Genomic DNA, 26,238 nt, shown 5'->3' on the forward strand with positions numbered 1-26,238 from the left:
CGCTAAACCTTACGCGATGCGCTTGTCGGAGACCGACTGGGGCGTGCCGGCGGCAGCCTGGGTGAGGCCGCGGATGATGGCGCGCCGCGCGAGTTCGACCTTGAAGGCGTTGCCGTCTTGCGGCGTCGCCTCGCGGATGACGATGTCGGCCGCCGCCTCGAAATTCTCGCGAGTGGGTGCCTTGCCCTGCAGGAAGGCTTCCGCTTCGGCATTGCGCCAGGGCTTGTGTGCGACGCCGCCGAGCGCGAAGCGCGCCCGGCTTACGGTGTCACCGTCGAGGTCGAGGATCGCCGCCACCGAGACCAGGGCGAAGGCATAGGAGAGCCGGTCGCGGAGCTTGAGGTAAGTGTAGTGCGAGGCGGTGTCCTGAGCCGGCAGATCCACCGAAAGCACGATCTCGCCAGGCTGGAGGGTGTTGTCGAATTGGGGCGTGCCGCCCGGCAGGCGATGGTACTCGGAGAACGGGATGCTGCGCTCGCCGGAAGGCCCGGCAACGCGGATTTCGGCGTCGAGGGCGGCGAGCGCCACGCACATGTCGGACGGGTGCGTCGCGATGCAGGTCGGCGAGATGCCGAAGATCGCGTGGATGCGGTTGACGCCGCCGATCGCCGGGCAGCCCGTGCCGGGCTCGCGCTTATTGCAGGGCGTGGCGTCGTCGTAGAAGTAATAGCAGCGGGTGCGCTGGTTGAGGTTGCCGCCGGTGGTGGCGGCATTGCGCAACTGGCCCGTGGCGCCGGCGAGGATCGCGCTCGCGAGAACCGGATAGCGGCTTGCGACCCGCTCGTCATAGGCCGCAATCGCGTTGGTGACGAGGGCGCCGATCCGCAGGCCGCCCTCGTGATCTTCGATAGCGTTCAGCGGCAGCCGGGTGATATCGACGAGGCGATCGGGCCGCTCGACATTGTACTTCATCAGGTCGACGAGATTCGTGCCGCCGGCGATCAGCCGCGCATTGGCGCCGGACAGAGCCTGGACCGCCTCCGCGACCGTGCCGGCGCGGACGTAATCGAAGCGGTTCATCGGGCAGCTCCGGACTGCATCACATCTTCGATCGCATCGACGATGTTGGTATAGGCGCCGCAGCGGCAGATGTTGCCGCTCATCGCCTCGCGGATCTCCTCCCGCGAATGGGCGTGGCCTTCCGCGAGCATGCCGGCCGCAGAGCAGATCTGGCCCGGCGTGCAGTAGCCGCATTGGAACGCGTCGTGCTCGACGAAGGCCGCCTGGAGCGGGTGCATCGCGCCGGCTTGTCCGAGCCCCTCGATCGTGGTGATCTCGGCGCCGTCCTTCATCACGGCGAGCGCCAGGCAGGAATTGATGCGCTTGCCGTCCACCAGCACGGTGCAGGCGCCGCATTGGCCGTGGTCGCAGCCCTTCTTGGTGCCGGTGAGGTCGAGGCCTTCGCGCAGGAGATCCAGCAGCGTCGTCCAGGGCGCGACCTGAAGGTTGCGGGTCTCGCCATTGATCGTCAGGCTGATGCCGATTGTCTCCATGGCCCTGGGCGAGCCGCTGTCGATGAGCATGGGCGATCCGAAATGTTGGCGAGGCGAACGGACGTGGCGCCGGGACCGGCAGCACAGTCGATAACCATTCCAGGGTGGGGCTGTTCCCCTTTGGCCGCGCCGCCGCGGCGAGCGGGGCGGTTTACGGCGGCCCCGCGCCTCGGCTACGCCTCAGCCACCGCACCCGATCAGGACATCGCCCATGGCCGCGCTCGACCCCGTGCTCAACGACATCGACCGCGATCTCGACAACAGCCTGGAGCGGCTGTTCGCGTTCCTGCGCATCCCGTCGATCTCGACAGATCCGGCCTATTCCGGCCATTGCCGCGAGGCGGCGTCCTGGCTCGAAGGCACGCTGAGCGCGCTCGGCTTCGAAACCGGCATCCACGAGACCTCGCTCCACCCGGTGGTGCTCGCGCATGCACCCAAGCCCGGCACGCCGCACGTCCTGTTCTACGGCCATTACGACGTGCAGCCAGTAGATCCACTGAGCCTGTGGGAGACGCCGCCCTTCGAGCCAAGGATCGCCACCGGGGCCGATGGCGCCAAGAAGATCGTCGCCCGCGGCGCCTCGGACGACAAGGGCCAGGTCATGACCTTCATCGAGGCCTGCAGGGCCTGGAAGGCGATGCATGGCGAGCTTCCCTGCGGCGTCACCATCCTGATCGAGGGCGCCGAGGAGAACGGCTCCCAGGGCCTGCCCGAGTGGGTCGCGAAGAACCGCGATAAGCTCGTCGCCGACATCGTCCTCGTCTGCGACACCAGCATGTGGAATCCGACCACCCCGGCGATCACGACCTCGCTGCGGGGCCTCGCCTATTTCGAGGTCAAGGTCACCTGCGCCGACCGCGACCTGCATTCGGGCTTCTTCGGCGGGGCCGCGGCCAACCCGATCCACGTGCTCTCGCGCATCATCGCCGACCTCCACGATGCCGGCGGCCGGGTGACGCTACCGGGCTTCTACGACGGCGTGCGCGAGACGCCGCCCGAGATCCTTGAGCAATGGCGCGGGCTCGACCTCAGCCCCGAGAAGTTTCTCGGCCCGATCGGCCTCAGCCAGCCTTCCGGCGAGCGCGGGCGCATGCTCATCGAGCAGATCCAGTCGCGCCCGGCCTGCGACGCCAACGGCATCATCGGCGGCTATACCGGCGAGGGCACCAAGACCGTGATCGCATCCCAGGCGAGCGCCAAGGTCTCGTTCCGCCTCGTCGACGACCAGGACCCGGAGGTACTCGCCGCCACCTTCGAGGCTTTCGTCCGGGAGCGCATCCCCTCCGACTGCTCGGTGGAGGTGATCTGCTACAAGGGCTCGCGCGCCATCAGCCTGCCCTTCGACATGCCGGAACTGGAGACCGCGAAGGCCGCGCTCGCCGAGGAATGGGGCGTTGCTCCCGTGACGATCGGCGCCGGCGGCTCGATCCCGATCGTCGGCGACTTCAAGCGACTCCTCGACCGCAACACCCTCCTCATCGGCTTCGGCCTCGACGACGACCGCATCCACTCGCCGAACGAGAAGTACGACCTCAGGAGCTTCCACAAGGGCACTCGGTCGTGGGCGCGGATCTTGGGGGCGTTCGGCGGGCGTTGACGTAAGCGCCCTCCCCCCCCGCAGAGGGGAGGGTTCAGGTGCGCGCCCCCTTAAATCGTCACGATATCCACCGCCTCCCCGAGCCGCGCCCGAGCGATGTCGACCACGTGGGCGTGGTGGGTGAACAGGATCGGCTGGATCGTCTCGCCGATCGAGGCCAGGGCTTCGAGGCCGTGGCCGGTGCGGGCGTCGTCGAAGGTGAGGAAGAGGTCGTCGCCGACGAAGGGCGCCGGCTCGCCGCGTGCGGCATAATCCTGGAGGTAGGAGAGGCGCAGGGCGAGGTAGAGCTGGTCGCGGGTGCCCTCGCTCATGCCGTCCACGGCGACGCGCTCGCCGTCCGGCCGGCGGCCGGTGAGGCGGGGGATGTCGGCCTCGTCGTAATCCTGCGCCAGCCCATCGAAGCTGCCGCCGGTCAGACCGGAAAAGAGGTCGCCGGCCCGGGCCAGGAGCGGGTCCTGCTGCCCGGCGCGGTGGCGGGCGATGGCGCTGCCGAGCATGAGCTGGGCGAGCCTCAGCACGGACCAGGCCCGGGCGGCGGCCTGCAGCTCGGCCTCGGCCGCCTTGCGCTGGGCCAGCGCCAGCTCCGCACCGGTGCCGCCTTCGAGCTCGGCCCTTCGCCGCTCGGCCTTGTCCCGATCGGCGAAGACGACGCGGCCGTCCTGGTCGTGGCCCTCCTCCTCCATGGCGAGGCGGACGAGCGCCGCCTCGATCTCGTCGGGGGTCATCGCAGCGAGTTCGGCGCGCAGGTCCGCCTCGGCGATGCCACCGGCGGCGCGGGTCAGCTCGGCCCGGCGCGCGGCGAGCTCTGCCCTCAGCCGCGCCCGCGCTCCGAGGCGGCCGTGGAGCACCGCGACCTCCGACGGGGCAGAAGGAGCGACCCCGCCCTCCGCCAGGTGATGGATCAGCGCCTCGCCGGCCTGGACCAGGGTGTTCCGCGCGGCCTCGGCCCGGCGGGCGGCCTCGTCGCGGTGGCGGGTCAGGGCGAGCCGCCGGACCTCGCCGTCGCGAGCCCGCTGCAGGCGCTCGTGCAGAGTGCGGATGGCGGCGCTCGGCGCCATGGCGAGGAGGTCGGGGGCGATCGTCTCGAGGAGCCGGGTGACGCCGTCACGGTAGACCTCGCGATCGCGAAGAATGCCGGCGACGCGGCGGGTGGCGGTCTCGAAGTCGCGGAGCGCCGAGGGCACCGCACGCCACGCTTCGAGAGCGCTCTCCGCCTCCTCGATGCCTGCCTCCTCGCTAAGTCCGATGGCGGGGATGGATGCGTCCCAGGATGCGAGCCAGGCGGCATGGGCGGAGGAGGCCTCCCTATGGGCGGCGTCGAGTCGGGCGAGGCCGGCATTGGCGGCGCGCAGCCTCGCCTGCGCCTCGCGCCCGGTCTCCCAGGCCGCCGCAAGGGCCGTGATGCGATCCTCGAGGCGGGTGAGGAGGAGGCCGGGATCGAAGCCTTCGGCGCCGTCGAGGCCGGCGCGGCGGGCGAGATCGGAAAGCGGCGCGCGAACCGCATCGATCCGGCGCGAGAGGGTGACGACCTCGTTGCGGCGGCTCTCCAGGGCCTGATGCCCCTCGATGAGGTTCGTCGCCTCGCCGAGCCAAGCCAACATCTCGGCCGGGGGAAGCGGCGCGATGCCGGCCCCCACCCAGACCTCGCACCAGCCGGTGAGCCCCTCGGCGAGCTCGGCCTCGATCCGGGCGAGCTGGGCTCGCGCCTCGGCCGCCGCCTCCTGTTCGGTGCCGAGGCGCTGCCGGTCGGTGGCCTGCTCGGCGACGCGGGCGGCATCGGCCGCAAGGTCGTCGGCCACGCGGTCGGCCTCGATCATCGCCCGCTCGAAACCGGCGATGTCGGAAGCGGCGAGCGGTGCCGCGCGGTCGAACAAGGCCGCCCTCAAGGCCGCGAAATGCCCGTCGCGCGTGAGCCGCAGGGCGTCGAGCTCGGCCCGGCTCGGGATCGGCCGGCCGGCCTCGCGGCGGCGCAGGCGGGTTTCCGTCGCCGAGACCGCGGCGTCACCCGCGGCGCAGGCGTCGAGGGCGCGCTCGCGCTCGCGCTCCTTGCCCTCCAGCAGGGCGCGGTAACGCGCGACCGTCTCGGGCGAAGGCAGCGGCGCATGGCTGAGCCCGGCGGCGTCCGCCACCCCGGGGATCATGCGAGCGGCCTGGCCCGCCAGCAGCATGGACTCGTGTCGGATCGTCGCTTCGAGGGCGTCGCGCCGGGCGAGATCGTCTCGCAGCGGCGCGAAGGCCTTGAAGGCGGCGCGCAGGGGCGCGGGGTCGAGGGGCGGTCCTTCCGCCTGCTGCTCGCGGGCAAGATCCGCCTGCTCGGCTTGCGCCTCGGCCCGGTCCCGGGTCAGGCGCGCCAGGGCGGCTTTCCGCTCGCGGCCGTCGCGGATCAGCGCCTCGATCCGGGCGCGGACCGCGTCCGAGGGCTGACGCGAAGCCAGATCGTCCCGACCGAGCACCCCGATCCGCACCGCGAGCCGGTCGAGCTCGGAGGCGGCGCGGTCAGCCTCCCCCTGGATGCGGGGCAGGTCGATCCCGTCCTTGTCGAATCGGTCGATCCCGCGAAACCCGTCCAGGATCTCTTGGCCCTGCGGCAGCAGGGCGGGATCGACGGCGACCGCGTCGAGCTCGGCGCTGGCCTCGGCGAGGGCTTGTGCCGTCTCCGCGCAGGCGGTCTCCGCGGCGCGGACGGAGCCCAGGGCCTCGCCGAGGCGATCGATCCAGGCGGGAGAGGCCTCGACGAGGCTCGAATCCGCCTCTGCTTCGGCCGCGACGGCATCGATCTCGGCCACCAGCGGGCTGACGCGCTTGAGGCGCTCCAGCCGCGCCCGTTCGCCGGCGATGCCCTCGCGCGCCTTCCGGATCGCATCGAGGCGCTGCGCTGCGGCGGCGATCTCGTCATTGAGGTCACGCCAGTCGCCGGTGCGCAGCTCGGTCTCGCGGATCGCCTTGCGCGCGGCCTCGTAGCGGTCGAGGGCCTGGTAGAAGGCCCGGTCCTTGGCGCGGCGCGGCGCGAAGATGCGCTCCGCCTCCTCGCCGAGTCCTTTCTGAAGGTCGTGGTAGCCGCGCAGGCCCGAGGCGGCGGCGAACAGGCTGGCGCCGACCTCGCCGTCGCTCGTCAGCATCTCCTGGCCGCCCTGGCGCAGGCTGCGGGCATCGAGCCCGAAGGCACGGCAGAACACCTCGCGGCTCAGGGCACCGAGATAAGGAACGAGGGCATCCTCCGGCAGCGGTCCGTCGGCGGCATCCACCAGGGTATTGCGGCTGCCCTTGCGACGGCGGAAGGCGAGGCGCCGCCCGTCGCCGGCCTCGATCTCGGCGCCGAGGCGCAAAGCGCTCATCTCGTGGCGGAAGGCGTAGCGGGTCCGGACCTCGATGCCGAACAGGAGGTCGGTAAGCGCGGCGAGCGCCGAGCTCTTGCCCGCTTCGTTGGGGCCGAGCACGACGTGGAGCCGGGCGCCGGGCCGGAAGACGAGGCTGCGGTCGCTGAAGGGGCCGTAGCGTTCGAGGTCGAGGCGGCAGAGGCGCATCGCTCAGCAATCCCGCCCCGAGAGCCGCCCGACGATCATCGCCTCGGCCTCGGCGCACAGGGCGTCGAGGTCTGACAGATCGGTCTCGGCAGCGACGCCGCCGGGCATCTTGCCTCCGATCTCGGCGAGCGCCGCCTTGGCGCGGGCGCGAAAGTCCGGGTCGCGGTCGAGTTGAGCGAGGAGCCGAACGGGATCGATGGCGGTGAGGTCCGCCGCCCCGCGCACTTCCGACCTCTCCGGCCGGCGGGTGGCGTCGACGAGGCGTTCCAGCCAGATATCTTCGTGGATGCGCTGGGCCGCCGCCTGGACCTCCGCCCTGAAGGCCTCGCGGTCGGCGGCGATGCGGTCGTGCAGCCGGGTTTCGCCAACGAGGCGCAGGCGCAGGGCCAGGAGCTTGCCGCCCGCGTCCCGTGCCAGGGGCCTTAGCGCCGCGTCGATGGCGGACAGCGCCTCGGCCTCGCTCTCCAGCCCGCCGAGATCGACCTCGCCCAGGGCGAAGCGGGCATGGTCGACGATGATCCGGCGAACCTGCCTCACCCGGCCATCCGCCACCTCGACGGCGACGGCGCCCTTCGGCCCGCATTCGCGGATGGAGCGGCCCTGGAGGTTGCCGGGGAAGACGATCCAGGGGTCGCGGGAGAGCTCGCCATACTCGTGGATATGGCCGAGCGCCCAATAATCGTAGCCTCGCGCCGCGAGGTCGGCGACCGAGCACGGCGCGTAAGCGTCGTGGAGCGCCGAGCCCGTGCAGGAGGTGTGGAGCACGCCGATATTGAACCAGCCCGGCACGGCCGCCGGGTAGGTCAGCGCATAGTTCTCCTCCACGGCCCGGTTCGGAAAGCTGCGGCCGTGGAGTGCCACGCGGAGGTGGTCGAGGCGGTGCGTCTCGGCGCGGTCGGCGCGGTAGCTGCGGACGGATGGTGGCAGGGTGATCGATTTGGTGATGACGCTCTCGGCGTCGTGGTTGCCGCGCACCAGCACCACCGGGATGCCGGCGCGGTCGAGGCGGGCGACCTGGCGGGCGAAGAACAACCCGATGGTGTTGTCGGCCCAGTCGCCGTCATAGACGTCGCCCGCGACGATCAGGAAGGCGACGCGCTGCTCGATGGCGAGGCTGACCAGATCCTCGAAGGCGCGCCGCCCGGCCGACGCGAAGGCCCGCGCCACCTCGGCATCCTTGAGGGCGAGGCCGGCCAGCGGGCTGCCGAGATGCAGGTCGGCGGCATGGATGAAGGTGAACGCAACCATTCCCCTCCGCCTAGCTCGGATCGAAGCAGGCTGTCACGTCCTCAGCGCACGGTCTGCACAGGGGGTGCGATTCACGTCGCGGGTGCGATCACCACGATGTCGCCGCAGGGCGGCTGCGAGGTGATGACGGCGCTCGCAACGCCCCAGAGCCGCACGCCACGGCCACGCTCGACCACCGGCCCGCCGGAATCGCCGATGCAGACGAGGGAACCGATGGCGCGGGCGATGGTGAGGCCCGACTCTGACACGGCGATGGGACGAAGAAGCGTCGTGCGGAGCATGCCGGGAGCGTTGCCAGAGAGCCCGATGCCGGCGAGTTCCAGGGTCGCGGGCGGCCTGCCGCCGCGGCGCGCGAGCGGTATCGGGCGGCGGTCGCGCACCGGCTCGGTGAGGCGCAGGACGGCGACGTCGAGGATGAGGGCGGCGAGGTTGGCGCCGAAATCGCCGGTCGGCAGCGCCCCCCCGATGGCGTAGCGCGAGACGCTGGCGACCGAATAGGCAGGCCCCGCCGGGCGGCTTCCCCGGTAGAACACCACCAGGGCGCCGACAGGACTGTCGCGCACGCAATGGGCCGCGGTCATCACACGGGAACGTCCGATCAGGACGCCGGTGCACTGGCTGACTTTGAGGTCCTCGCCGGGCTGAAGGACCGTTCCGACCGCGGCGGTGGCCTGCGCCAGGGCATCGCCGGCGCGCGCCGGAGCGCCGCCCTGGATCGCCTGTGCGGGGGCCGTGGCGAGGAGGATCGCGGCGGAGGCGAGACTGGGTCCGAGGCGAGGCCTTCCGGGGCAGGTTGTCATCGGGGCGATCACATCCGTGTCGAGGCCGGGCCGTCGCGCCGGCCCATCCTGGGCTGGGAAAAAGGGTAAGCGCCGCGCTCCTTCGTTCAAGCGGACGCCAAGCCGCAGCAGCCTTCCGGAAGATGCACGAGGCCGCCCCGGCATGCTATCGCCCGTTCCGCCATCGACAGGTAAGGTGCCGGCGATGCCGTCTGGCGCATCCCCGAGGCTGACGCTCGCGAGTCCCGTTGACCAAGCCCAAACCCATTCCGACTTCGCTTCTCACCGCCGGGCACCAGGCCGACGACGTCGAGACCTCGATCCGACCGCTGAGCCTTGCCGAGTTCATCGGCCAGCGCGCGGCCCGCGCCAACATGCAGATCTTCATCGAATCCGCAAAGAAGACCGGCTCGGCGCTGGACCACGTCCTGTTCGTGGGGCCGCCGGGGCTGGGCAAGACCACCCTCGCCCAGATCGTCGCGCGCGAGCTCGGGGTGAATTTCCGCTCGACCTCCGGACCGGTCATCGCCAAGGCGGGCGACCTCGCGGCGCAGCTCACCAATCTGGAGGAGCGCGACGTTCTCTTCATCGACGAGATCCACCGCCTCAACCCGGCGGTGGAGGAGATCCTCTACCCGGCGATGGAGGATTACCAGCTCGACCTCATCATCGGCGAGGGGCCGGCCGCCCGCTCGGTGAAGATCGAGCTGCCGAAATTCACGCTGGTGGGCGCCACGACCCGCGCCGGCCTCCTGACGACGCCGCTTCGCGACCGCTTCGGCATCCCGATCCGCCTGGAATTCTACGACGTCGACGAGCTCGAGCTCATCGTCACCCGTGCCGCCCGGGTGCTCGGCCTCGGCATGTCGGCCGAAGGCGCCAACGAGATCGCCAAGCGTGCGCGCGGCACCCCCCGCATCGCCGGGCGCTTGTTGAGGCGGGTGAGGGACTTCGCCATCGTCGCGGACGCACCGACCGTGACGCGCGCCATCGCCGACCGGGCGCTCCAGCTCCTCGACGTCGACCCCGCCGGCCTCGACGTGATGGACCGGAAATACCTCACCATGATCGCGACCTCCTTCGGCGGCGGCCCCGTCGGCATCGAGACCATCGCGGCGGCCCTCTCCGAACCGCGCGACGCCATCGAGGACATTATCGAGCCGTTCCTGATTCAGAAGGGCTTCGTCCAGCGCACCCCGCGCGGCCGGATGCTGACGCGCCACGCCTTCAAGCACATGGGCTTCGCCGAGCCGAAACGCGATCCGGGCTCGCAATTCGGCCTGTTCGGCGGCGATGAGCCGGATGCGTGAGCGGACGCGAGAGCCGTGCTACGATACGCGGAGGATCGATGGCGAGACGGGCTCTTACGAATGTCGGCGACACGAGATCTCAGCGTTTCCCTTCACACTGACCTGGCGGAGATGGTGCGGGCGAAGGTGGCGACTGGTGAATATGCCGGTGAGAGCGACGTGATCGGCGAAGGCTTGCGGGCCCTCGAGGACGAGACGGATGAATGGCTGCGCACTCGCGTCGCTGCTGTCTACGATCGCATGGCGTCGGAGCCCGGCTTATCCCGGTCCCTCGCCGACGTCCGGCGAGCCTTGAGCGGCGAACCGGGTCGGACCGTCTGAGCCCGCCGTGACGCATGAGGTTCGCTTCAGCCCGGATGCCCTCGACGATGGCCTCGGCATGAGCATCGCGCCGGTCCGCTTCGGCGTGCCGCCGGAGATCGTGGTGGTCGACCTGTCCTCGGAGGCCGTCTCGTGAGCGTCCATAGCCTGGCGATCCGGGTCTATTACGAGGACACAGACTTCTCGGGCTTCGTCTACCATGCGAGCTACCTGCGCTTCATGGAGCGCGGACGAACCGAGCTGCTGCGAGGTCTCGCGGGCGACCAGTCGGACCTGCATAGGGACGCGGAAGGCCTGCATTTCGTCGTTCGGCGCATGGTGCTCGACTATGCCAGACCGGCGCGGATGGACGACCTCCTCGATATCCGGACCTGGACGAGCGAGCTGCGCGGCGCCTCGATGCACCTGCGCCAGGAGATTCGGCGAGGGGACGAGCTCCTCGTCTCGGCCGAGGTGGTGGTTGCCTGCGTCCGTGACGGCCGCGCCGTGCGGCTGCCCGACGGCCTGCGCCGAGCCCTGTCTCCGGACCGCGCCGCGACCTAACGGGAGCCGCGCCGCAACACATCGTTAACCCTGACCCGTCATGACAGGGGCGGCGAGCGATGCTGCACTGCCCCTTACTTTCGACAGATTCAGGGGCGATTAGGCGTTGAAATCGCTGACGGTTCTGTCTCGCTTACCCATGCCGGCCGCCGCGCCGGCCTGCGGCAGAGGCTGGGTTTTTCGCAAGGATCGCCGATCATGAATCCCGCCGATGCCATGCACGCGATGCCCTCGGCCGACATGAGCCTGTTCGGGCTGTTCTGGCAGGCGCATTTCGTCGTCAAGGCGGTGATGGTCGGCCTCGTAGGCGCCTCGATCTGGAGCTGGTCGGTCATCGTCGACAAGACGCTGCTCTACCGCCGCACCAAGGCCGAGATGGACGCCTTCGAGGAGGCGTTCTGGTCCGGCCGCTCGCTCGAAGAACTCTACCGCTCGTTCAACGACCGCCAGCCGAGCAATCTCGGCGCCCTGTTCGTCGCCGCCATGCGCGAGTGGAAGCGCTCCTTCGAGGGCTCGGGCCGGCAGATCCAGAGCCTGTCGCAGCGCATCGACAAGGTCCTCGACGTCACGATCCAGCGCGAGGTCGAGCGTCTCGAGTCGCGCCTCCTGTTCCTTGCCTCGATCGGCTCGGCCGGCCCCTATATCGGCCTCTTCGGCACGGTCTGGGGCATCATGACCGCCTTCACGGCGATCGCCGCCTCGAAGAACACCTCGCTCGCCGTGGTCGCACCCGGCATCGCCGAGGCCCTGTTCGCGACGGCCATCGGCCTGTTCGCGGCGATTCCCGCCGTGCTCGCCTACAACAAGCTGCAATCCTCGGTGTCGAAGTTCCAGTCGCGTCTGGAGGGCTTCGCCGACGAGTTCTCCGCCATCCTGTCGCGGCAGATCGACGAGCGCCTCTCGCTCGTCGCTTGACGCCTCACGACCAAGGGAAGCGACCATGGCCATGGCTCACGGAGCGGCACAGGGCGGCGGCAAAAGGCGGCGGCGGGCCCGGCGCGGCGGCGCCATCAACGAGATCAACATGACGCCGTTCATCGACGTCGTGCTCGTGCTTCTCATCGTCTTCATGGTGGCGGCTCCGATGATGACGGTCGGCGTTCCCCTCGACCTGCCGCAATCGAAGGCGAGCCCGCTCAATTCCGACACCAAGCCGGTGACGCTCTCGATCCGCCAGACCGGCCAGGTCTTCCTCGGCGAGGACGAGCTCACCGACGACACCATCGTGCCGCGCCTCACCGATACGGCCAAATCCGGCTTCGAGGAACGGGTCTTCGTGCGCGGCGACAAGCGGGTCGATTACGGCCGCGTCGCCCAGGTCATGGCGATCGTGACCGGCGGCGGCTTCAAGAAGGTGGCCCTGGTCACCGAGCCGGACCAGAAGTAGCGGGCCCGGGCTGGTGAGGATTCCCTTCGACCGCAGCGAGCCGGGCGTCTGGATCTCGGCGGCCACGCATGTGGGCCTGCTTGCCGTGGCGCTCCTCGCCGTCGCAGCACCCGCCCTGCCCGACGCCCAGGAGGGCGTGCCGGTGGAGGTGATGACCGAGCAGCAATTCTCCGAGCTCACCAAGGGCGAGCGCAACGCCGACAAGCCGCTGCCCGACGCCAAGACCCGCGCCGACCGCGTCGCCGACAAGCTCGAGGAGCGCGAGCCGGAGAACGCCAAGGTCGACGCCCCCGCGCCGCCGAAGCGCCCGGCGGACATCAAGGTCGCCAATGCCGAAGAAATGCCGCTGCGGGTGAACGAGCCTGACCCCGCCGAGGAGGCCAAGGCCGCCGAGAAGGCCGCCAAGGCTGCGGAAGCCGCAAAGGCCGCGGCTGCGGCGAAAGCCGAGGCCCAGAAGGCCGAAGCCGCCAAGGCCAAGGCGGAGGCTGCCAAAGAGGCCGCGAAGGAGGCGGCAAAAGAAGTGGCAAAGGCCGAGGCCCTGAAGCGCGAGCAGATGGCCGAGCTGATGGAGCGCGCCGAAGCCGAGGCCAAGGCGGAAGCCGCCAAGGCCGCCGCGAAGGCGAAAGCCGAGGCGCAGGCCAAGGCCGAGAAAGCCAAGGCGGAGGCCGAGAAGGCGAAGGCCGAAGCCGAGCGCCAGAAGGAGATCGCCGAGGCCAAGGCGGAAGCCGAGGCCGAAGCGGCAGCCAAGGCGAAGGCGGAAGCCGCCGCGAAGGCGAAAGCCAAGGCGATGGCCGATGCCAAGGCCAAGGCCGATGCGGAAGCCAAGGCGAAGAAACAGGCCGAGCTCGCGGAGAAATTCAGCGCCGGCGACATCAAGCAGCTGCTTGCCTCCAAGGTGCCCTCGCAATCGACCGGCGCCACCGGCCGGGATGTCCAGCGCACGGCCGCCCTCGGCGCGGCCACCGGCACCTCGCAGCGCCTGTCGCCTTCGCTCAGGGACGCTCTCGTCGGGATGCTGCAGCAGCAGATCGAGCGCTGCTACTCGGCGCCGCCCGGCGCATCCCAGGGCGTAGTGCTACCGATGCTCGACATCCGCCTGAACCCCGACGGCACCCTCACGACAGAGCCGCGGATCATGCGCGGCGGCGCCAACGCGGTCGACCAGTCGATCGCCCAGGCGGCTCTGCGGGCAGTCCGTCGCTGCGCCCCCTACAAGATCCCCACCCAATACGCGCCGTATTACAACGATTGGAAGGCGATCAACGCGGAGTTCGAATTCTCGCGGGCGTGAGGTCAATCATCCCCTTTCTCGTCTCCCTCCCCGTCATTCCGGGGCGCCGGAGGTGAACCCGGAATGACGGGGAGGATCTTCGAAACGATGCGCCGCAATAGACGATCCCGGCTACAACACTCGGAACCAACCATGCTCCAAAGCTCATCGAAGCGCTTGGCCTCCTTCCTCGCAATCCTCGCCCTGGCCCTGTTCGGCCTCGCGGCCCCGGCCAACGCCCAGCTTCAGCTTCGCATCGGCGGCGGTGCGTTCCAGCCGATGCCGATCGCGATCACCGACTTTGCCGGCGACGCAAGCCTCGGGCTGCTGGTGTCGAGCGTGGTGACCAACAATCTTCGGCGGTCGGGCTATTTCACGCCCCTCGACAAGGGAAAATTCCCCGAGAATCCGGGCTTCGACGCGGTGCCCGGCTTCGAGAAATGGCGCGCGGCGGGCGTTCAGGGCCTCGTCACCGGCCGGGTCTCCCGCGACGCCTCGGGACGGCTGAAGGTCGAGTTCCGGCTCTGGGACGTCACCTCGGGCCAGCAGATGGCCGGCCAGCAATACGGCACCGATGCCGCCAATGCCCGCCGCACCGGCCACCTGATCTCGGACTCGGTCTATACCAAGATCACCGGTCTCGGCCCGTGGTTCGACAGCCGGATCGCCTTCGTCGACGAGGGCGGCACCAAGGAGAACCGCCGCAAGCGCCTGATGGTGATGGACCAGGACGGCGCCAATGTCCGCGCGCTCACCAACGGCGAGAGCTCGGTGGTGGCGCCGCGCTACTCGCCCGCGACCCAGGACATCGCCTACATGACCCAGGCGACGGGGCAGCAGCCGCGCATCCAGGTCATCAACCTCGAGACCGGCTCGCGCCAGGCCCTCGGCCGGGCCGATTCCATGAGCACGAGCCCGCGCTTCTCGCCCGACGGCCGCCGCATCGTGATGAGCGTGCAGCAGGGCGGCAATGCCGACATCGTCTCGATGGATCTCGGCTCGAAGGCGCAGACGCCGATCACCAACGGCAACGCCATCGACACCTCGCCGACCTTTTCGCCCGACGGCAGCCGGATCGTGTTCGAATCCGATCGCGGCGGCTCGCAGCAGATCTACGTGATGGGCGCCGACGGCTCGAACCCCACACGCATCTCCTTCGGCGAGGGCTCGGCCTCACAGCCGGCCTGGTCGCCGCGCGGCGACCTCATCGCCTTCACCCGCCAGCGCAAGGGCGGCTTCGCGATCTGCGTGATGAAGCCCGACGGCTCGGGCGAGCGCGTGCTGACCGAGGGCTTCCATAACGAGGGACCGACCTTCGCGCCGAACGGCCAGTACGTGGTGTTCTTCCGCGATCCCGGCGGCGAGGGCGGCGGCAAGCTCTACATGGTCGACATCACCGGGAAGGTCGAACAGCCGGTCCCGACCCCGTCCTACGCCTCCGACCCGTCCTGGTCGCCGCTGCTGGCGGGGCGGTAGGAGCATCTCTCCTCCCCCCTTGTGGGGAGGGGAGCACGCTTATCTCGGTAACGGGAAATCCCTCACCCCCACAACGCCGCCGCCGGCGGGTGGATCAGGCTGCCCTCGAAGACGAGTCCCGGATCGCGGTCGCGGGCCAGCAGCAACGGGCCGTCGAGGTCGACGTAGTCGGCATGGTGGGCGAGCAGCATGGCCGGGGCCATGGCGAGGGAGGTCCCGACCATGCAGCCGACCATGATCGAGAAGCCGCGCGCCCGCGCCTCGTGGGCGAGCATCACCGCCTCCGTGAGGCCGCCGGCCTTGTCGAGCTTGATGTTGATGGCGTCGTAGCGCGCCGCGAGGGCGTCGAGCCCGGCCCGGTCATGCAGGCTCTCGTCGGCACAGATGGGGATCGGCCGGGCGATTTCGCTCAAGAGCGCGTCGTCGCCAGCAGGCAGCGGCTGCTCGATCAGCCCGACGCCAGCTTCGACGCAAGCGGCGAGGTTGGCGTCGATGGTGCCCGGCCGCCACGCCTCGTTGGCATCGACGATCAGGCGCGATTCCGGCGCGCCCCGGCGCACGGCAGCTATGCGCTCGGGATCGCCCTCCCCGCCGAGCTTCACCTTGAGGAGTGGCCGAGAAGCAGCGGCGCGGGCAGCCGCCTCCATGGTTTCAGGCGTGCCGAGGCTGAGCGTGTAAGCAGTGGTGGCGACCTGCGGCGCGGTGAGACCGGCGATCTCCCAGGCGGGCCGACCGAGCTGTTTTGCCTCGAGGTCGAAGAGCGCGCAATCGAGGGCGTTGCGGGCGGCCCCTGCCGGCATCACGTCGAGGAGCTCGAGGCGTGTGGCTCCGGCGGCGATGGCCTCAACCTGGGCCAGGAGCTGATCGGAGACGCTCTCGACGCTCTCGCCGTAGCGGGCATAGGGCACGCACTCGCCCCAGCCCTTGAGACCGTCCGCCTCCTCGACCACGCTTGCGACCACGACCACCGCTTCGGTGCGGCTGCCCCGCGCGATGGTGAATGCGCCCGCGATGGGGAAGCGTTCGACGGCGACGCTGAGGCGGCGGCTCATGCGGCCGATCCCGCCGGAAACTCCGTGACGATCCGGTCGACGATGGGATCGACGCCGAAACGAACGGGGTCGGTGGCGGGCAACCCATGGGTCTCAGCAAGCTCGGCGAGAAGCGCCTTGGCCTCATCCTCGCCGAGGGCCTGCGTGTTCACCGCGATGCCGACCGGGCGGATCCCCGGATTGGTCAGGCTACCGAGCTGCACGGTCAGGTCGATGACCTGCTGGATCGTCGGCAGCGGATGCTCGACGCCCCTCATCTTGGTACGGGTCGGCTCATGGCAGACCACGAAGGCGTCTGCCTGGGCCCCATGGAGAAGCCCGAGGCTGACGCCGGCGAAGGACGGGTGGAACAGCGAGCCCTGGCCCTCGATGAGGTCCCAGTGGTCGGCGGCGGCGGCGGGGGCGATCCACTCGACGGCGCCGGAGATGAAGTCGGCCACCACCGCGTCGATGGCGACGCCGCGGCCGGAGATGAACACGCCGGTCTGGCCGGTGGCGCGGAAATCCGCGTCGAGGCCGCGTTCCCGCATGCCGCGCTCCAAGGCCAGCACCGTGTATTTCTTGCCCGCCGAGCAATCGGTGCCGACGCTGAGCAGCCGGCGTCCCGACCTTTTCGTGCCCTTGCCGGTGTCGAAGGTCTCGGCGCTGTGGCGCACGTCGTGAAGCTGGCGGCCGTTGCGCTCGGCGGCCTCGGCGATTTCCGGTACCGAGCCGAGGCGGACATGCAGGCCGCTGGCGACGTCGAGCCCGGCATCGAGGGCCGCCACCACTTGGTCGACCCAATGACCCGGGAGCACGCCGCCGGCATTGGCGACGCCGATCACCATGGTGCGGCAGCCCTTCTCGACCGCTTGCGGAAGAGTCAGGTCGGGAATGCCGAGATCGGCGGCACAGCCCGGCATGCGGAGCTGGCCGACGCACCATTCGGGGCGCCAATCGGCGATGCCGAAGGCGGTCTTGGCGGCGAGCTTGTCGGGCACGTCGCCGAGGAACATCAGGTAGGGCGTGGCGATCTGCATGGCGTGAAGTCTCACCGATCGGGTGCGTCGTTCGGCTTCCCTCTAGGCCCGGCGGCGCAGCTTGCCAAATCCAAGATCATGACCGGGGCCACGCGTTATGGCCTCCTGCTCGGACTGGCGCGGACGGCGGCAGATTCATGGAACAGGCTCCTGAGGCGGCCCATCGCTCCCACGCGTTGAAGGGCACCATCGCGAGTGCTATTTCGAGTGCTGTCAAACGAACCAAAGAGAGTGCGATGACGAGCCTCGTTCTTGCGGAAGTGACGGCGAGCGTCTCGGAGCTGAAGAGGAATCCCATGGGGACCGTTGCGGCCGGCGAGGGAGCTCCCGTGGCGATCCTGAACCGGAACGAGCCTGCCTTCTACTGCGTGCCGGCCCGCATGTACGAGGCCATGATGAATCGCCTGGAAGATGCCGAGCTGAATGCGATCGCCGACGCCCGCGCGGATGAGCCCATCATCAAGGTCGCCCTGAGTGACCTATGAGCTCGGGTTCATCGGCCCGGCCCTGAAAGAATGGAAAAAGCTCGACAGCAACATTCGGGAGCAGTTCAAGGCAAAACTCACCGAGCGGCTCGAGGCGCCGTGCGTGCCCTCCGCGAAACTTTCCGGCAGCAAGGATCGCTACAAGATCAAGCTGCGAAGCGCGGGATATCGACTGGTCTACGACGTTCGTGACCAGCACGTCGTCGTGGTCGTCATCGCCGTCGGCAAGCGCGATCGCAGCGCCGTCTACAAGGTGCCGGAGACGCGATGACGGCAAGCTCGGCACCCGATACAATTGGGTGCGCGACGTGGGCGTCGGCGAACGAAGCCAAGAAAAATCAGGACGATCGCTCATGAAGATGTACGGCAATTGGCGCTCGGCCGCCGCATTCCGGGTGCGGATCGCCCTCAACCTCAAGGGTATCGCGTACGAGGAGACCTTCATCGACCTCGATGCCGGCGACCAGCTGAAGCCCGAGTTTCTCGCCATCAATCCGCAGGGCGCGGTGCCGGCCCTGTTCGACGGCGAGGGACCGCCGCTGACGCAATCGCTGGCGATCCTCGATTACCTCGAGGAGACCCATCCCGGCACGCCACTGCTGCCCGCCGACCCGCGGGAACGGGCACGGGCGCGCTCGTTGGCCCAGGTCGTCGCCTGCGATACCCATCCGCTCTACGTGCCGAGGGTGCGCACCTACGTCATGGAGACATACGGGGTGCCTCGCGAGACGATGCTCGGCTTCGTCCGGCACTGGTTCGGCCGCGGTCTCGCGACCCTGGAAACGCGGCTGACTCAGGAGCCCGGGACCGGCCGGTTCGCTCAAGGGGATTTCATCAGCCACGCCGATCTGTGCCTCGTCAGCCTCTGGATCGGCACCGGCATCTTCGGGGTCGAGACTCAAGCCTATCCCACCGTGCGGCGGATCGCGGAGGAATGCCTTACCCTCGACGCCATCGCCAAGGCGCATCCCCTGCGCCAGCCCGGAGCGCCGAAGCCCTGAAAAGGTCCGGGTCGCCCTTATCGCAGCGATGCTTGGAATTTGCTCATCAATATCGCTTAAGATCGTGACGGCACCCGGGGTGAAAACCTGAGGGCCGCCGGGTCGTTGACGATCCGAACGAGGTGGCGGCCGTCATGGCCGAACCGCATGAGGGGCAAGGCATGGTACCGGGCGAGACCGAGAACGATCTGCATCGCATCGTGGTGGTAGGCGGCGGCGCAGCCGGCCTTCAGCTCGCGACGAAGCTCGGCAACAGCCTCGGGCGGCGCAAGAAGGCGCACGTGACGCTGGTCGATCGGGCGCGCACTCATATCTGGAAGCCGCTGCTGCACGAAGTCGCCGCCGGCAGCCTCGATGTGGGCCACCATGCGGTCGATTACCTCCACCACGCGCACCGGCACCATTTCCGCTACCGCATCGGCCAGATGACCGGCCTCGACCGGCAGGCCAAGACGATCCAGCTCGGGGCGAGCTTCGACAATGAAGGCCGCGAAGTGACACCCGAGCGGTCGGTCCCCTACGACACCCTGGTCATGGCGGTGGGCTCGACCACGAACGATTTCGGCACGCCCGGCGTCAAGGAACACGCCATCGCCCTCGATACGCAGGAGCAGGCGGTACGCTTCCATCAGCGCCTCATCAACGGCATGCTGCGCGCCCATACTCAGGTTGGCCCCGTGCGGCCTGGGCAGCTCCACGTGACCGTGATCGGCGCCGGCGCCACCGGCACCGAGCTTGCCGCTGAGCTCCACCGCACCACCCGTGACGTCGCCGCCACAGGCATGGATCGGATCGACCCGGCGAAAGACCTCAAGATCACCCTTGTCGAGGCGGCCGAGCGCATCCTGCCCGCAGTGCCGGTGCGGCTTTCGGGCGAGGTCATGGCGCTCCTCAACAAGATCGGCGTCGAGGTCCGCACCCAGGCTCGCGTCACAGAGGTCCGCGCCGATGGGGTCCAGCTCGCCGATGGCGGCTTCATCCCGTCCGAGCTCGTGGTCTGGGCTGCGGGCGTGAAGGCGCCGCCCTTCCTCAAGGATCTCGGTGGCCTCGAGACCACCCGCAACAACCAGCTCGTCGTGACCCAGACCCTGCAGACGACGCGCGACCCGGCGATCTTCGCCATCGGCGACAATGCCTATCTCGTCGAGCCGGGCTCCGACACGCCGATCCCGCCGCGCGCTCAGGCCGCCCATCAGCAGGCGAGCCACCTCATCAAGCAGATCCCGAACATCATCGCCGGCAAGCCGTTGAAGCCGTTCAAGTACCGGGATTTCGGCTCCCTGGTCTCGCTCGGAGAATATTCCACCGTCGGCAACCTGATGGGGTTCATCCAGGGGAAGAACATGTTCATCGCCGGGCTGTTCGCCCGGATGATGTATCGCTCGCTCTACAAGATGCACGAGCAGGCCCTGCACGGCACCGTCAAGACCGGCCTCGACGCCGTCGCCCGCGCCCTGACGCGCCGGACCGAGGCGCGGGTGAAGCTGCATTGAGGCGGGTGCGATGATCGACATCATCCAGGCAATCCAGCAGCGCAATCCGAGGCTCGGCGCCTACGTCCTCGTGCTGCGCGCCGATTCCCGCGCGCTTCATCCCACCGACCCCGAAAGGCTCAGCGATGACGCTGAAGCCTGGCTCTCGGCCAGCGCTCCGGGTGCCAGGCTGAGCACCGAGACGGTGCTGATTGCGCCCTACCCTGGTGCGATGCCATCCGAGCGCATCGTTCGGGTGATGGCCTTCGCCGATGCAAGGCAGCTCGCAGCCTTCGCGACGACGTGGACGGGGCATGGCGAAGCGGAGTGATTCAGGTCTATCCCCGGCGACGGGGACCTCCACCCGCCAGCCACATCAGCCGCGCCGCCTCGAGCGCCCAGACCATTCCGATCATCATGTAGACGTGGCGCCACTTCTCGATGTCGATCTGCATCGCCTGCAGGAAGAACATCAGGAGTGCCGGCCAGACGATCTGGGCGTGGCGGCGATAGGGCGAGTCGAGCCGCATCAGTCGGAAGCCGACGAAGCCCGTCGCCACCACGAGGCCGATGAAGACCGCGCCGCCGAGCCAGCCGCCATTCGCGAAGCTGCCGATATACGAGTTATGTGGCTCCAACCCGAAGGTCAGGCGCCACCGTAGGGGGCCGAGGCCCAGGGGCTCCTCCACCAGCATGTTCAGGCCGCGAATCTGGTTGCCGAAGCGGCCGGTTTCGCCCTCGTCGTAATCCTGCGTGACGGCTGCACGTTTCTGGAAGGTCTCGGCGGTGTTGCCGACGAGAAGGAGGGTGCCGAGGGCCAGCACGCCTGCCGTGGAGGCCGCGACGCACAGGACGACGATCCTCCTGCGCAGGGCAGCCGAGGGGCTGCTACGGTAAATCGCGACGATCATGACCGCGATGGCGACGAGGGAACCACCCCAGGAGCCGCGCGAGAACGACAGGAAGATTCCGGCAAGCAGAACGAGCACTCCGGCCAGCGACAGGAGCGGACGGCGGCTCGTGCCCGCGAACAACCCGTGCAGCAGGTAGAGGGCACCGAGAGTGAGGAAGGAGCCGAAGACGTTCGGGTCCTTGAAGGTGCCCGCCGCCCGGCCATAGACCATGAACAGGCCTTCCTCGCCGATGATTCCGAAATAGCCGAGGATGCCGAGCACGGCCGAGAACAGGCAGCTCACCGTATAGGCCTTCAGCGCAAGGTCGATCCGGCGAGTGGTTTCGCCCGAGAACACCATCGCGAAGAACACGCCGGTGATGGCGAGATAGGCGAGCTGGATCGTCCAGGCGACGGGAAGCTCCTCGTCGAGATAGGGCATCAGCCCGATGACGATCGCCGACACGTAGAGGATGATCAGGACGAGGAACGGTACGATGCCCCGTTCGATCCGGATGCCGAGGCAAAGCCAGATCAGGATCGTCGGGATCGCGACCATGTCGTAGGGCGAGGTATCGGAGAAGGCGAAGCATGCGAAGAACACGAAGGCGGCGAGCATCGCGGACGCGACGCCGCGAATGACGCTCAGGACCGGAATGCCCGCCCAGGCCCCCTGCCGCCATCGCGACGGGCTCGCGGCGATTGACGACGCCATACGCAACTCCACGGGGCGGAACGCACCCCGGACTCGCGTGCAGCAAGCTCACGAAATGATTGAGATTCGGCGAAGGGATCTCAGAGAAGGCCGCGCACCAAAGCCCTGAACTGGTCGCCGCGGTCCTCGAAGCTCCTGAACTGGTCGTAGGAGGCGCAGGCCGGCGAGAGCAGAACCACCGGCTCCGGAGCATCCGAGGCGAGAGCAGCCTCTGCGGCGGTCTTGGTCGCGATGTCGAGAGTACTGCAGCGCGTATAGGGGACCTGCCCCTCCAGGGTCTCGGCGAACGCATCGCTCGACGCGCCGATCAGGTAGGCGTGGGCGACGCGGTCGAAGAGCGGCGACAGCGGCGCAATCCCGCCCTCCTTTGCCTTGCCGCCGAGAATCCAATGGACGTCGTGGAAAGCCGAGAGCGCCTTCTCACTGGAATCGGCGTTGGTCGCCTTGGAATCGTTGACGAAAAGCACGCGGCCCTTGCGGCCGACTTCCTCCATGCGGTGGGGCAGGCCGGGGAAGGAGCGCAATCCCGCCTGCAGCGCCGCCCCGTCAATGCCGAGCGCCTCGCCACAGGCGGCGGCAAACGCAGCGTTCTGCCAATTATGAGCGCCCCGGAGCGAGCCGATTTCCGTGAGGTCCGCGATACGGCTGCCGGCGCGGAAGACGGCGGCTTCGCGTGCCGACAGGCCGTCGAAGGCAGAAGGGACTTCGCCGACATGGACGCGGATCAGCGGGCCGCTACAGCGCTCGGCAATGGCGTGGCTCGGAGCATCGTCAATGCCGATAACGGCGAGAGCGGCGCCGGCGATCAGCCGTTCCTTGATCGCAGCGTAGTTCTCCATCGACCCATGCCGGTCGAGATGGTCCGGCGTGATGTTGAGGAGGACGCCGATGCTCGGATCGAGGGACGGCGTCAGGTCGATCTGGAAGGAGGACATCTCGATCACGTGGACCCGGCTGGCTGATGGCGGCTCCAGCGACAGGATCGCGGTCCCGATATTGCCGCCCATCTGCACATCCCAACCGGCCTGAGCGAGGACATGGGCGACGAGCGCGGTCGTGGTCGATTTGCCGTTGGTGCCCGTGATGGCGACGAAGGGCGAGCCGGGCGCGATCCTGCGGCGTTCGCGGCAGAACAGCTCGATATCGCCGACGATCTCGATGCCGGCGGCCTTCGCCCGTCCCACCGTCCAGTGGGGCACCGGATGGGTCAGGGGCACGCCGGGCGCCAGGATCAGGGCGGAGAAACCCGACCAATCGGCGTCCCGCAGGTCACCGGTTGAGATGCCCTGAGCCTGCGCGCGGGCCATGCTGTCGGGGCTGTCGTCGCAGGCGACGACCGAGGCGCCTCCCGCCTGAAGGCTCAGCGCCGTGACGAGGCCAGAGCCGCCGAGCCCGAACAGGGCGACGGTCCGGCCGGCGAAGGTGGTGGCGGGTGTCATGCCGCTCTCAGCGCAGCTTCAGCGTGGCAAGGCCGGCCAGCGCCAGGATCACGGCGATAATCCAGAACCGGATCACCACCTGCGCCTCCTTCCAGCCCTTCTGCTCGAAATGGTGGTGGATCGGCGCCATGCGGAAGACGCGCTTGCCCGTTAGCTTGAACGAGGCGACCTGGATGATGACCGACATCATCTCGAGGACGAACAACCCGCCCACGATGGCGAGGACGATCTCGTGCTTCGTCGCCACCGCGATGGTGCCGAGAAGTCCGCCCAAGGCCAGCGATCCGGTATCGCCCATGAAGACCTGGGCCGGAGGGGCGTTGAACCACAGGAAGCCGAGGCCCGCCCCGATCACCGCCCCGCAGACCACTGCGAGCTCGCCGGTATCGCGGACGTAGTTCACCTGCAGGTACCCTGCGGTGAAGACGTTGCCGACGAGATAGGCGATCACCCCGAAGGTACCGCATGCGATCATGACCGGCACGATGGCGAGGCCGTCGAGGCCGTCGGTCATGTTCACCGAATTGCCGGCCCCGACGATGACGAAGGCGGCGAACAGCACGTAGAACCAGCCGAGATTGAGCAGCGCGTCCTTGAAGACCGGGAAGGCGAGCTGGTTCTGCAGAGCGGGCGGCGAGTAGACGGCGATCACGGTGCAGGCGGCCAGGGCGATCGCGGCTTCCAGCAACAGCCGGAACCGGCCGGAGAACCCTTTGTGCGACTGCTTCGTCACCTTGAGATAATCGTCGTAGAACCCGATCGCGCCGAACCCGAGGGTCACCGCGAGCACGATCCAGACGTAGTGGTTGCGCGGGTTGGCCCAAAGCAGGATCGCCACGACGACGCCTGCGAGGATCATCAGCCCGCCCATGGTCGGCGTGCCGCGCTTCGTGAGCAGGTGAGATTGAGGCCCGTCTTCGCGGATCGGCTGGCCCTTCCCCTGCCGCAGACGCAGGGACGAGATGATCAGCGGCCCGAACCAGAACACGAACAAGCCCGCCGTGAACAGCGCGCCGCCGGTGCGGAAGGTGATGTATCGGAAGACGTTGAACGGCGAGAAGCTGCCGCTCAGGTCCGACAGAAGGTACAGCATCCAGGGCTCGATCGAGACGGTTGCGGATCGGTGCGGGGTCGCCTAGGCCGTCGTCGCGGACGACTCACGGGGCTTGGCGGCTCGCGTAGCGGGCTTTGAGCGCTTCGACAATCCGGCCCATGCGGATGCTGTTCGAGCCCTTGACCATCACGGCATCACCGGGGCGCAGGAAATCGAGGAGCGGGTCGACGAGCTCGGCGGAGGTCGCCGCCGCGATTCCGCGACGGCTCATCGGCAGCGCCTCGAACAGGTGGCGCATCAGCGGGCCGGCGGTGAAAACGTGGTCGACCACATGCGCCTCGACGGCCTCCGCGAGATCTCGGTGATGCGCCTCGCCGCCCTTGCCGAGTTCGAGCATGTCGCCGAGGATCGCGATTCGGCGTCCGCGTGGACCTGTCTCCACGGCCGCGAGCGTCGCCAGCGCGGCGCGGACCGAGGCCGGGTTGGCGTTGTAGCTCTCGTCGATGAGGAAGGCCTCGCCATCGGGGAGCCACAGCGCAGTGCGCTCGCCGCGCCCCACCGGCGGCTTTAGGCTCGCGAGCGACAGTGCGGCCCGTGCGAGATCCGCACCGAGGGCATGGACGACCGCCATCATTCCGAGGGAGTTCATGGCGACGTGCCGGCCCGCCGTGCCGATCTGGTAGGTCACCGGCACGCCCATCACGCTCGCCTCGACCACCGACAGGTCCGGCCGGGTCACGATGCGAGATGCCCGGACATCCGCCTCCTCGTGCTCGCCGAAGCTGATCACCCGGCCGGCCCTGGAGGCCAGGGCGTGCGTCAGCAAGCGCGGATAGGCCGGGTTATCGCGATTGATGATAGCGACTCCCCCGGGTTCGAGGCCCGAGAAGATCTCGCCCTTGGCATCGGCGATGGCCGAGAGCGACGCAAAATGCTCGATATGGACTGGCTCGACCGTGGTCACGAGGGCGACATGCGGTCGAACCAGCGCGGACAGCGGCACGATCTCACCGCCGTGATTCATGCCGATCTCAAAGACGCCGTAGGCGGCCTCGGCCGGCATCCGCGTCAGTGTCAGTGGTACCCCCCAATGATTGTTGTAGGAGGCGACCGAGGCGTGGGTGGGGCCCTGCTCGGCCAGCACGTGGCGCAGGGCTTCCTTAGTGCCCGTCTTGCCGACCGAGCCGGTAACGGCGACGATCTTCGCATCGGTGCGCGCTCGCGCCGCGAGGCCGAGGCGGCGCATCGCATCGAGGACCGGATCTTCGCCAGCCTCGGGAACCGCGAGGACCCCGCCTGCGCTCGCGAACTCCTCGGCACGTCCGGCGGCGACTACGGCCATCCCGGCGCCTTGCGCCAGAGCCTGGCGCACGAAGTCATGCCCGTCGCGGGCCTCGCCCTTGACCGCGAAGAAGAGGTCGCCCGGCTGCAAGGTCCGAGTGTCGATCGAGGCGCCGGCGATGGGCTTCGGGTTGCCATGCACGGTGCCGCCGGTGACGGTCGCGAGGGTGTCGGGAGTCCAGAGGGTGGAAGCGGTCATCGGGTCCGTCCCCTCTCTTCGGCCGGCTGGCGCGCGGTATCGTCGCGCGCGGAAACGCCATCGGCTCGGGGCGCCTCGGGCGTCCTGCGGGCGACATCGCGCTCCATGAGGTCGCGGATGTAACGGCCATGGGAGATGCCGCGGGCCTTGGCGCGGAGCTTGACAGCGTCGAGGAGGGGCTCGGGCACGCGCATGCTCACCTGCGCATTCCTCTGCCCGGTCGCGAGGTTCACGGGCTGGAATTGCGAGAAGTCGAGATCGGACAGGTCCGTCTCCAGGAACTCCTCCGCCACCCTGTCGCTCTTAGATTCCGGAACTCGCCTCATATCTCGCCGCCTCCCCGACGTGCATGTAGCGGGCGCTCAATGGACGGATGATCCGGCCATGCGAAGTGCCGCGCCAAGTGAAGACCACGAAGATCGGCCGACCCTCGGCGTTGCGTCCCACGGCGAGGAAGCGCTGCTCCGTCTGCGGATGCTTCACGTCGGGCGCCACGAGAGGCGAGCCACGGAGCAGATCTTCGATTTCGCCGATACTGACCCCATGCTTCTCCCACTTCGCTCGGTTGCCGTCATCCCACCCAAAGTTCGATGCGGTTGTCATAGGCGGCCTAGCATTCCT

The 26,238-nt window shown here is 68.8% G+C and carries 27 protein-coding genes; 14 read left to right on the top strand and 13 right to left on the bottom strand.

The genetic code is table 11. From position 1 onward, the window contains the following. Positions 1-9: 9 nt before the first annotated feature. Entirely contained in the window at positions 10-1,020 is a 1,011-nt protein-coding gene (locus K2Y56_RS14710; RefSeq protein WP_292508802.1) for a xanthine dehydrogenase family protein subunit M, read from the bottom strand. Further along, positions 1,017-1,523 (bottom strand): (2Fe-2S)-binding protein, encoded by a 507-nt coding sequence (locus K2Y56_RS14715; RefSeq protein WP_292508805.1) that lies wholly within the window; start codon positions 1,521-1,523, stop codon positions 1,017-1,019. The genes K2Y56_RS14710 and K2Y56_RS14715 overlap by 4 nt, the downstream gene beginning before the upstream one ends. Positions 1,524-1,704: 181 nt before the next feature. Between K2Y56_RS14715 and K2Y56_RS14720 the strand changes: the two genes are divergently transcribed. After that, positions 1,705-3,090, top strand: coding sequence for a M20/M25/M40 family metallo-hydrolase (locus K2Y56_RS14720; protein ID WP_292508808.1), 1,386 nt, complete (start codon positions 1,705-1,707; stop codon positions 3,088-3,090). A 50-nt stretch (positions 3,091-3,140) separates the two neighbouring features. Here K2Y56_RS14720 and K2Y56_RS14725 read toward each other — a convergent pair whose 3' ends face one another. The 3 genes from K2Y56_RS14725 to K2Y56_RS14735 all read right to left on the bottom strand — a co-directional run bounded on the left by K2Y56_RS14725 (position 3,141) and on the right by K2Y56_RS14735 (position 8,662). After that, the gene (locus tag K2Y56_RS14725; protein ID WP_292508811.1) at positions 3,141-6,614 is read right to left on the bottom strand and encodes a YhaN family protein; all 3,474 of its coding nucleotides are present in this window, start codon (positions 6,612-6,614) and stop codon (positions 3,141-3,143) included. A 3-nt stretch (positions 6,615-6,617) separates the two neighbouring features. Continuing rightward, entirely contained in the window at positions 6,618-7,862 is a 1,245-nt protein-coding gene (locus tag K2Y56_RS14730; RefSeq protein WP_292508814.1) for a metallophosphoesterase, read from the bottom strand. A gap of 71 nt (positions 7,863-7,933) precedes the next feature. Next, positions 7,934-8,662: a trypsin-like serine protease gene (locus tag K2Y56_RS14735; RefSeq protein ID WP_292508817.1), complete on the bottom strand. Its 729-nt coding sequence runs from the start codon at positions 8,660-8,662 to the stop codon at positions 7,934-7,936. Between the two features lie 227 nt (positions 8,663-8,889). On the opposite strand from K2Y56_RS14735, the gene ruvB reads away from it, so the two are divergent. The 8 genes from ruvB to tolB all read left to right on the top strand — a co-directional run bounded on the left by ruvB (position 8,890) and on the right by tolB (position 14,948). Next, the gene (gene ruvB, locus K2Y56_RS14740) at positions 8,890-9,951 is read left to right on the top strand and encodes a Holliday junction branch migration DNA helicase RuvB (protein WP_292508819.1); all 1,062 of its coding nucleotides are present in this window, start codon (positions 8,890-8,892) and stop codon (positions 9,949-9,951) included. Between the two features lie 60 nt (positions 9,952-10,011). Next, positions 10,012-10,272 carry a type II toxin-antitoxin system ParD family antitoxin gene (locus K2Y56_RS14745; RefSeq protein ID WP_292508822.1) on the top strand — a complete coding sequence of 87 codons (261 nt, stop codon included), beginning with the start codon at positions 10,012-10,014 and terminating at the stop codon, positions 10,270-10,272. Positions 10,273-10,279: 7 nt separating this feature from the next. Then, a complete protein-coding gene (locus K2Y56_RS14750; protein ID WP_292508925.1) occupies positions 10,280-10,408 on the top strand; it encodes a hypothetical protein in 129 nt (42 codons plus the stop codon). Beyond that, positions 10,405-10,815 carry a tol-pal system-associated acyl-CoA thioesterase gene (gene ybgC, locus K2Y56_RS14755; protein ID WP_292508824.1) on the top strand — a complete coding sequence of 137 codons (411 nt, stop codon included), beginning with the start codon at positions 10,405-10,407 and terminating at the stop codon, positions 10,813-10,815. The genes K2Y56_RS14750 and ybgC overlap by 4 nt, the downstream gene beginning before the upstream one ends. A 198-nt stretch (positions 10,816-11,013) precedes the next feature. Then, complete coding sequence (tolQ, locus tag K2Y56_RS14760; RefSeq protein WP_292508826.1) at positions 11,014-11,730, top strand: protein TolQ; 717 nt, start codon at positions 11,014-11,016, stop codon at positions 11,728-11,730. A 25-nt stretch (positions 11,731-11,755) separates the two neighbouring features. Further along, positions 11,756-12,202, top strand: a complete 447-nt coding sequence (locus K2Y56_RS14765) for a biopolymer transporter ExbD (RefSeq protein ID WP_292508829.1) — start codon at positions 11,756-11,758, stop codon at positions 12,200-12,202. A 13-nt stretch (positions 12,203-12,215) separates the two neighbouring features. Next, the gene (gene tolA / locus K2Y56_RS14770; RefSeq protein WP_292508832.1) at positions 12,216-13,493 is read left to right on the top strand and encodes a cell envelope integrity protein TolA; all 1,278 of its coding nucleotides are present in this window, start codon (positions 12,216-12,218) and stop codon (positions 13,491-13,493) included. Between the two features lie 132 nt (positions 13,494-13,625). Then, positions 13,626-14,948, top strand: coding sequence for a Tol-Pal system beta propeller repeat protein TolB (gene tolB / locus K2Y56_RS14775; RefSeq protein WP_292508836.1), 1,323 nt, complete (start codon positions 13,626-13,628; stop codon positions 14,946-14,948). Between the two features lie 62 nt (positions 14,949-15,010). Here the strand turns inward: tolB and dgcA are convergent, their stop codons facing one another. Then, the gene (gene dgcA, locus K2Y56_RS14780; RefSeq protein WP_292508839.1) at positions 15,011-16,000 is read right to left on the bottom strand and encodes an N-acetyl-D-Glu racemase DgcA; all 990 of its coding nucleotides are present in this window, start codon (positions 15,998-16,000) and stop codon (positions 15,011-15,013) included. Beyond that, entirely contained in the window at positions 15,997-17,019 is a 1,023-nt protein-coding gene (gene dgcN, locus K2Y56_RS14785; protein WP_292508842.1) for an N-acetyltransferase DgcN, read from the bottom strand. Before dgcN ends, dgcA begins: the two co-directional genes overlap by 4 nt. 236 nt (positions 17,020-17,255) lie before the next feature. On the opposite strand from dgcN, the gene K2Y56_RS14790 reads away from it, so the two are divergent. From K2Y56_RS14790 to K2Y56_RS14810, 5 genes are all read left to right on the top strand, one after another. Beyond that, entirely contained in the window at positions 17,256-17,504 is a 249-nt protein-coding gene (locus tag K2Y56_RS14790; RefSeq protein WP_292508845.1) for a type II toxin-antitoxin system Phd/YefM family antitoxin, read from the top strand. Next, a complete protein-coding gene (locus K2Y56_RS14795) occupies positions 17,494-17,775 on the top strand; it encodes a type II toxin-antitoxin system RelE/ParE family toxin (RefSeq protein ID WP_292508847.1) in 282 nt (93 codons plus the stop codon). Before K2Y56_RS14790 ends, K2Y56_RS14795 begins: the two co-directional genes overlap by 11 nt. Before the next feature lie 82 nt (positions 17,776-17,857). After that, complete coding sequence (gene maiA, locus K2Y56_RS14800; RefSeq protein WP_292508850.1) at positions 17,858-18,505, top strand: maleylacetoacetate isomerase; 648 nt, start codon at positions 17,858-17,860, stop codon at positions 18,503-18,505. Between the two features lie 161 nt (positions 18,506-18,666). Continuing rightward, entirely contained in the window at positions 18,667-19,998 is a 1,332-nt protein-coding gene (locus K2Y56_RS14805; protein WP_292508920.1) for an NAD(P)/FAD-dependent oxidoreductase, read from the top strand. A gap of 10 nt (positions 19,999-20,008) precedes the next feature. After that, the gene (locus K2Y56_RS14810) at positions 20,009-20,308 is read left to right on the top strand and encodes a hypothetical protein (protein ID WP_292508853.1); all 300 of its coding nucleotides are present in this window, start codon (positions 20,009-20,011) and stop codon (positions 20,306-20,308) included. Positions 20,309-20,315: 7 nt separating this feature from the next. Here K2Y56_RS14810 and K2Y56_RS14815 read toward each other — a convergent pair whose 3' ends face one another. The 6 genes from K2Y56_RS14815 to K2Y56_RS14840 all read right to left on the bottom strand — a co-directional run bounded on the left by K2Y56_RS14815 (position 20,316) and on the right by K2Y56_RS14840 (position 26,220). Continuing rightward, positions 20,316-21,584: an O-antigen ligase family protein gene (locus K2Y56_RS14815; RefSeq protein ID WP_292508856.1), complete on the bottom strand. Its 1,269-nt coding sequence runs from the start codon at positions 21,582-21,584 to the stop codon at positions 20,316-20,318. An 80-nt stretch (positions 21,585-21,664) separates the two neighbouring features. Continuing rightward, complete coding sequence (gene murD, locus K2Y56_RS14820; RefSeq protein ID WP_292508859.1) at positions 21,665-23,023, bottom strand: UDP-N-acetylmuramoyl-L-alanine--D-glutamate ligase; 1,359 nt, start codon at positions 23,021-23,023, stop codon at positions 21,665-21,667. 7 nt (positions 23,024-23,030) lie between these two features. Beyond that, positions 23,031-24,116 (bottom strand): phospho-N-acetylmuramoyl-pentapeptide-transferase, encoded by a 1,086-nt coding sequence (mraY, locus tag K2Y56_RS14825; RefSeq protein WP_292508862.1) that lies wholly within the window; start codon positions 24,114-24,116, stop codon positions 23,031-23,033. Positions 24,117-24,180: 64 nt separating this feature from the next. Beyond that, a complete protein-coding gene (locus K2Y56_RS14830) occupies positions 24,181-25,617 on the bottom strand; it encodes a UDP-N-acetylmuramoylalanyl-D-glutamyl-2,6-diaminopimelate--D-alanyl-D-alanine ligase (protein ID WP_292508865.1) in 1,437 nt (478 codons plus the stop codon). Next, complete coding sequence (locus K2Y56_RS14835) at positions 25,614-25,910, bottom strand: CopG family antitoxin (protein ID WP_292508868.1); 297 nt, start codon at positions 25,908-25,910, stop codon at positions 25,614-25,616. Before K2Y56_RS14835 ends, K2Y56_RS14830 begins: the two co-directional genes overlap by 4 nt. A gap of 10 nt (positions 25,911-25,920) precedes the next feature. Continuing rightward, positions 25,921-26,220 carry a BrnT family toxin gene (locus tag K2Y56_RS14840; RefSeq protein ID WP_292508871.1) on the bottom strand — a complete coding sequence of 100 codons (300 nt, stop codon included), beginning with the start codon at positions 26,218-26,220 and terminating at the stop codon, positions 25,921-25,923. Between the last annotated feature and the right edge of the window lie 18 nt (positions 26,221-26,238).

Source organism: Methylobacterium sp. (assembly GCF_019745455.1).
Lineage (GTDB): Bacteria > Pseudomonadota > Alphaproteobacteria > Rhizobiales > Beijerinckiaceae > Methylobacterium.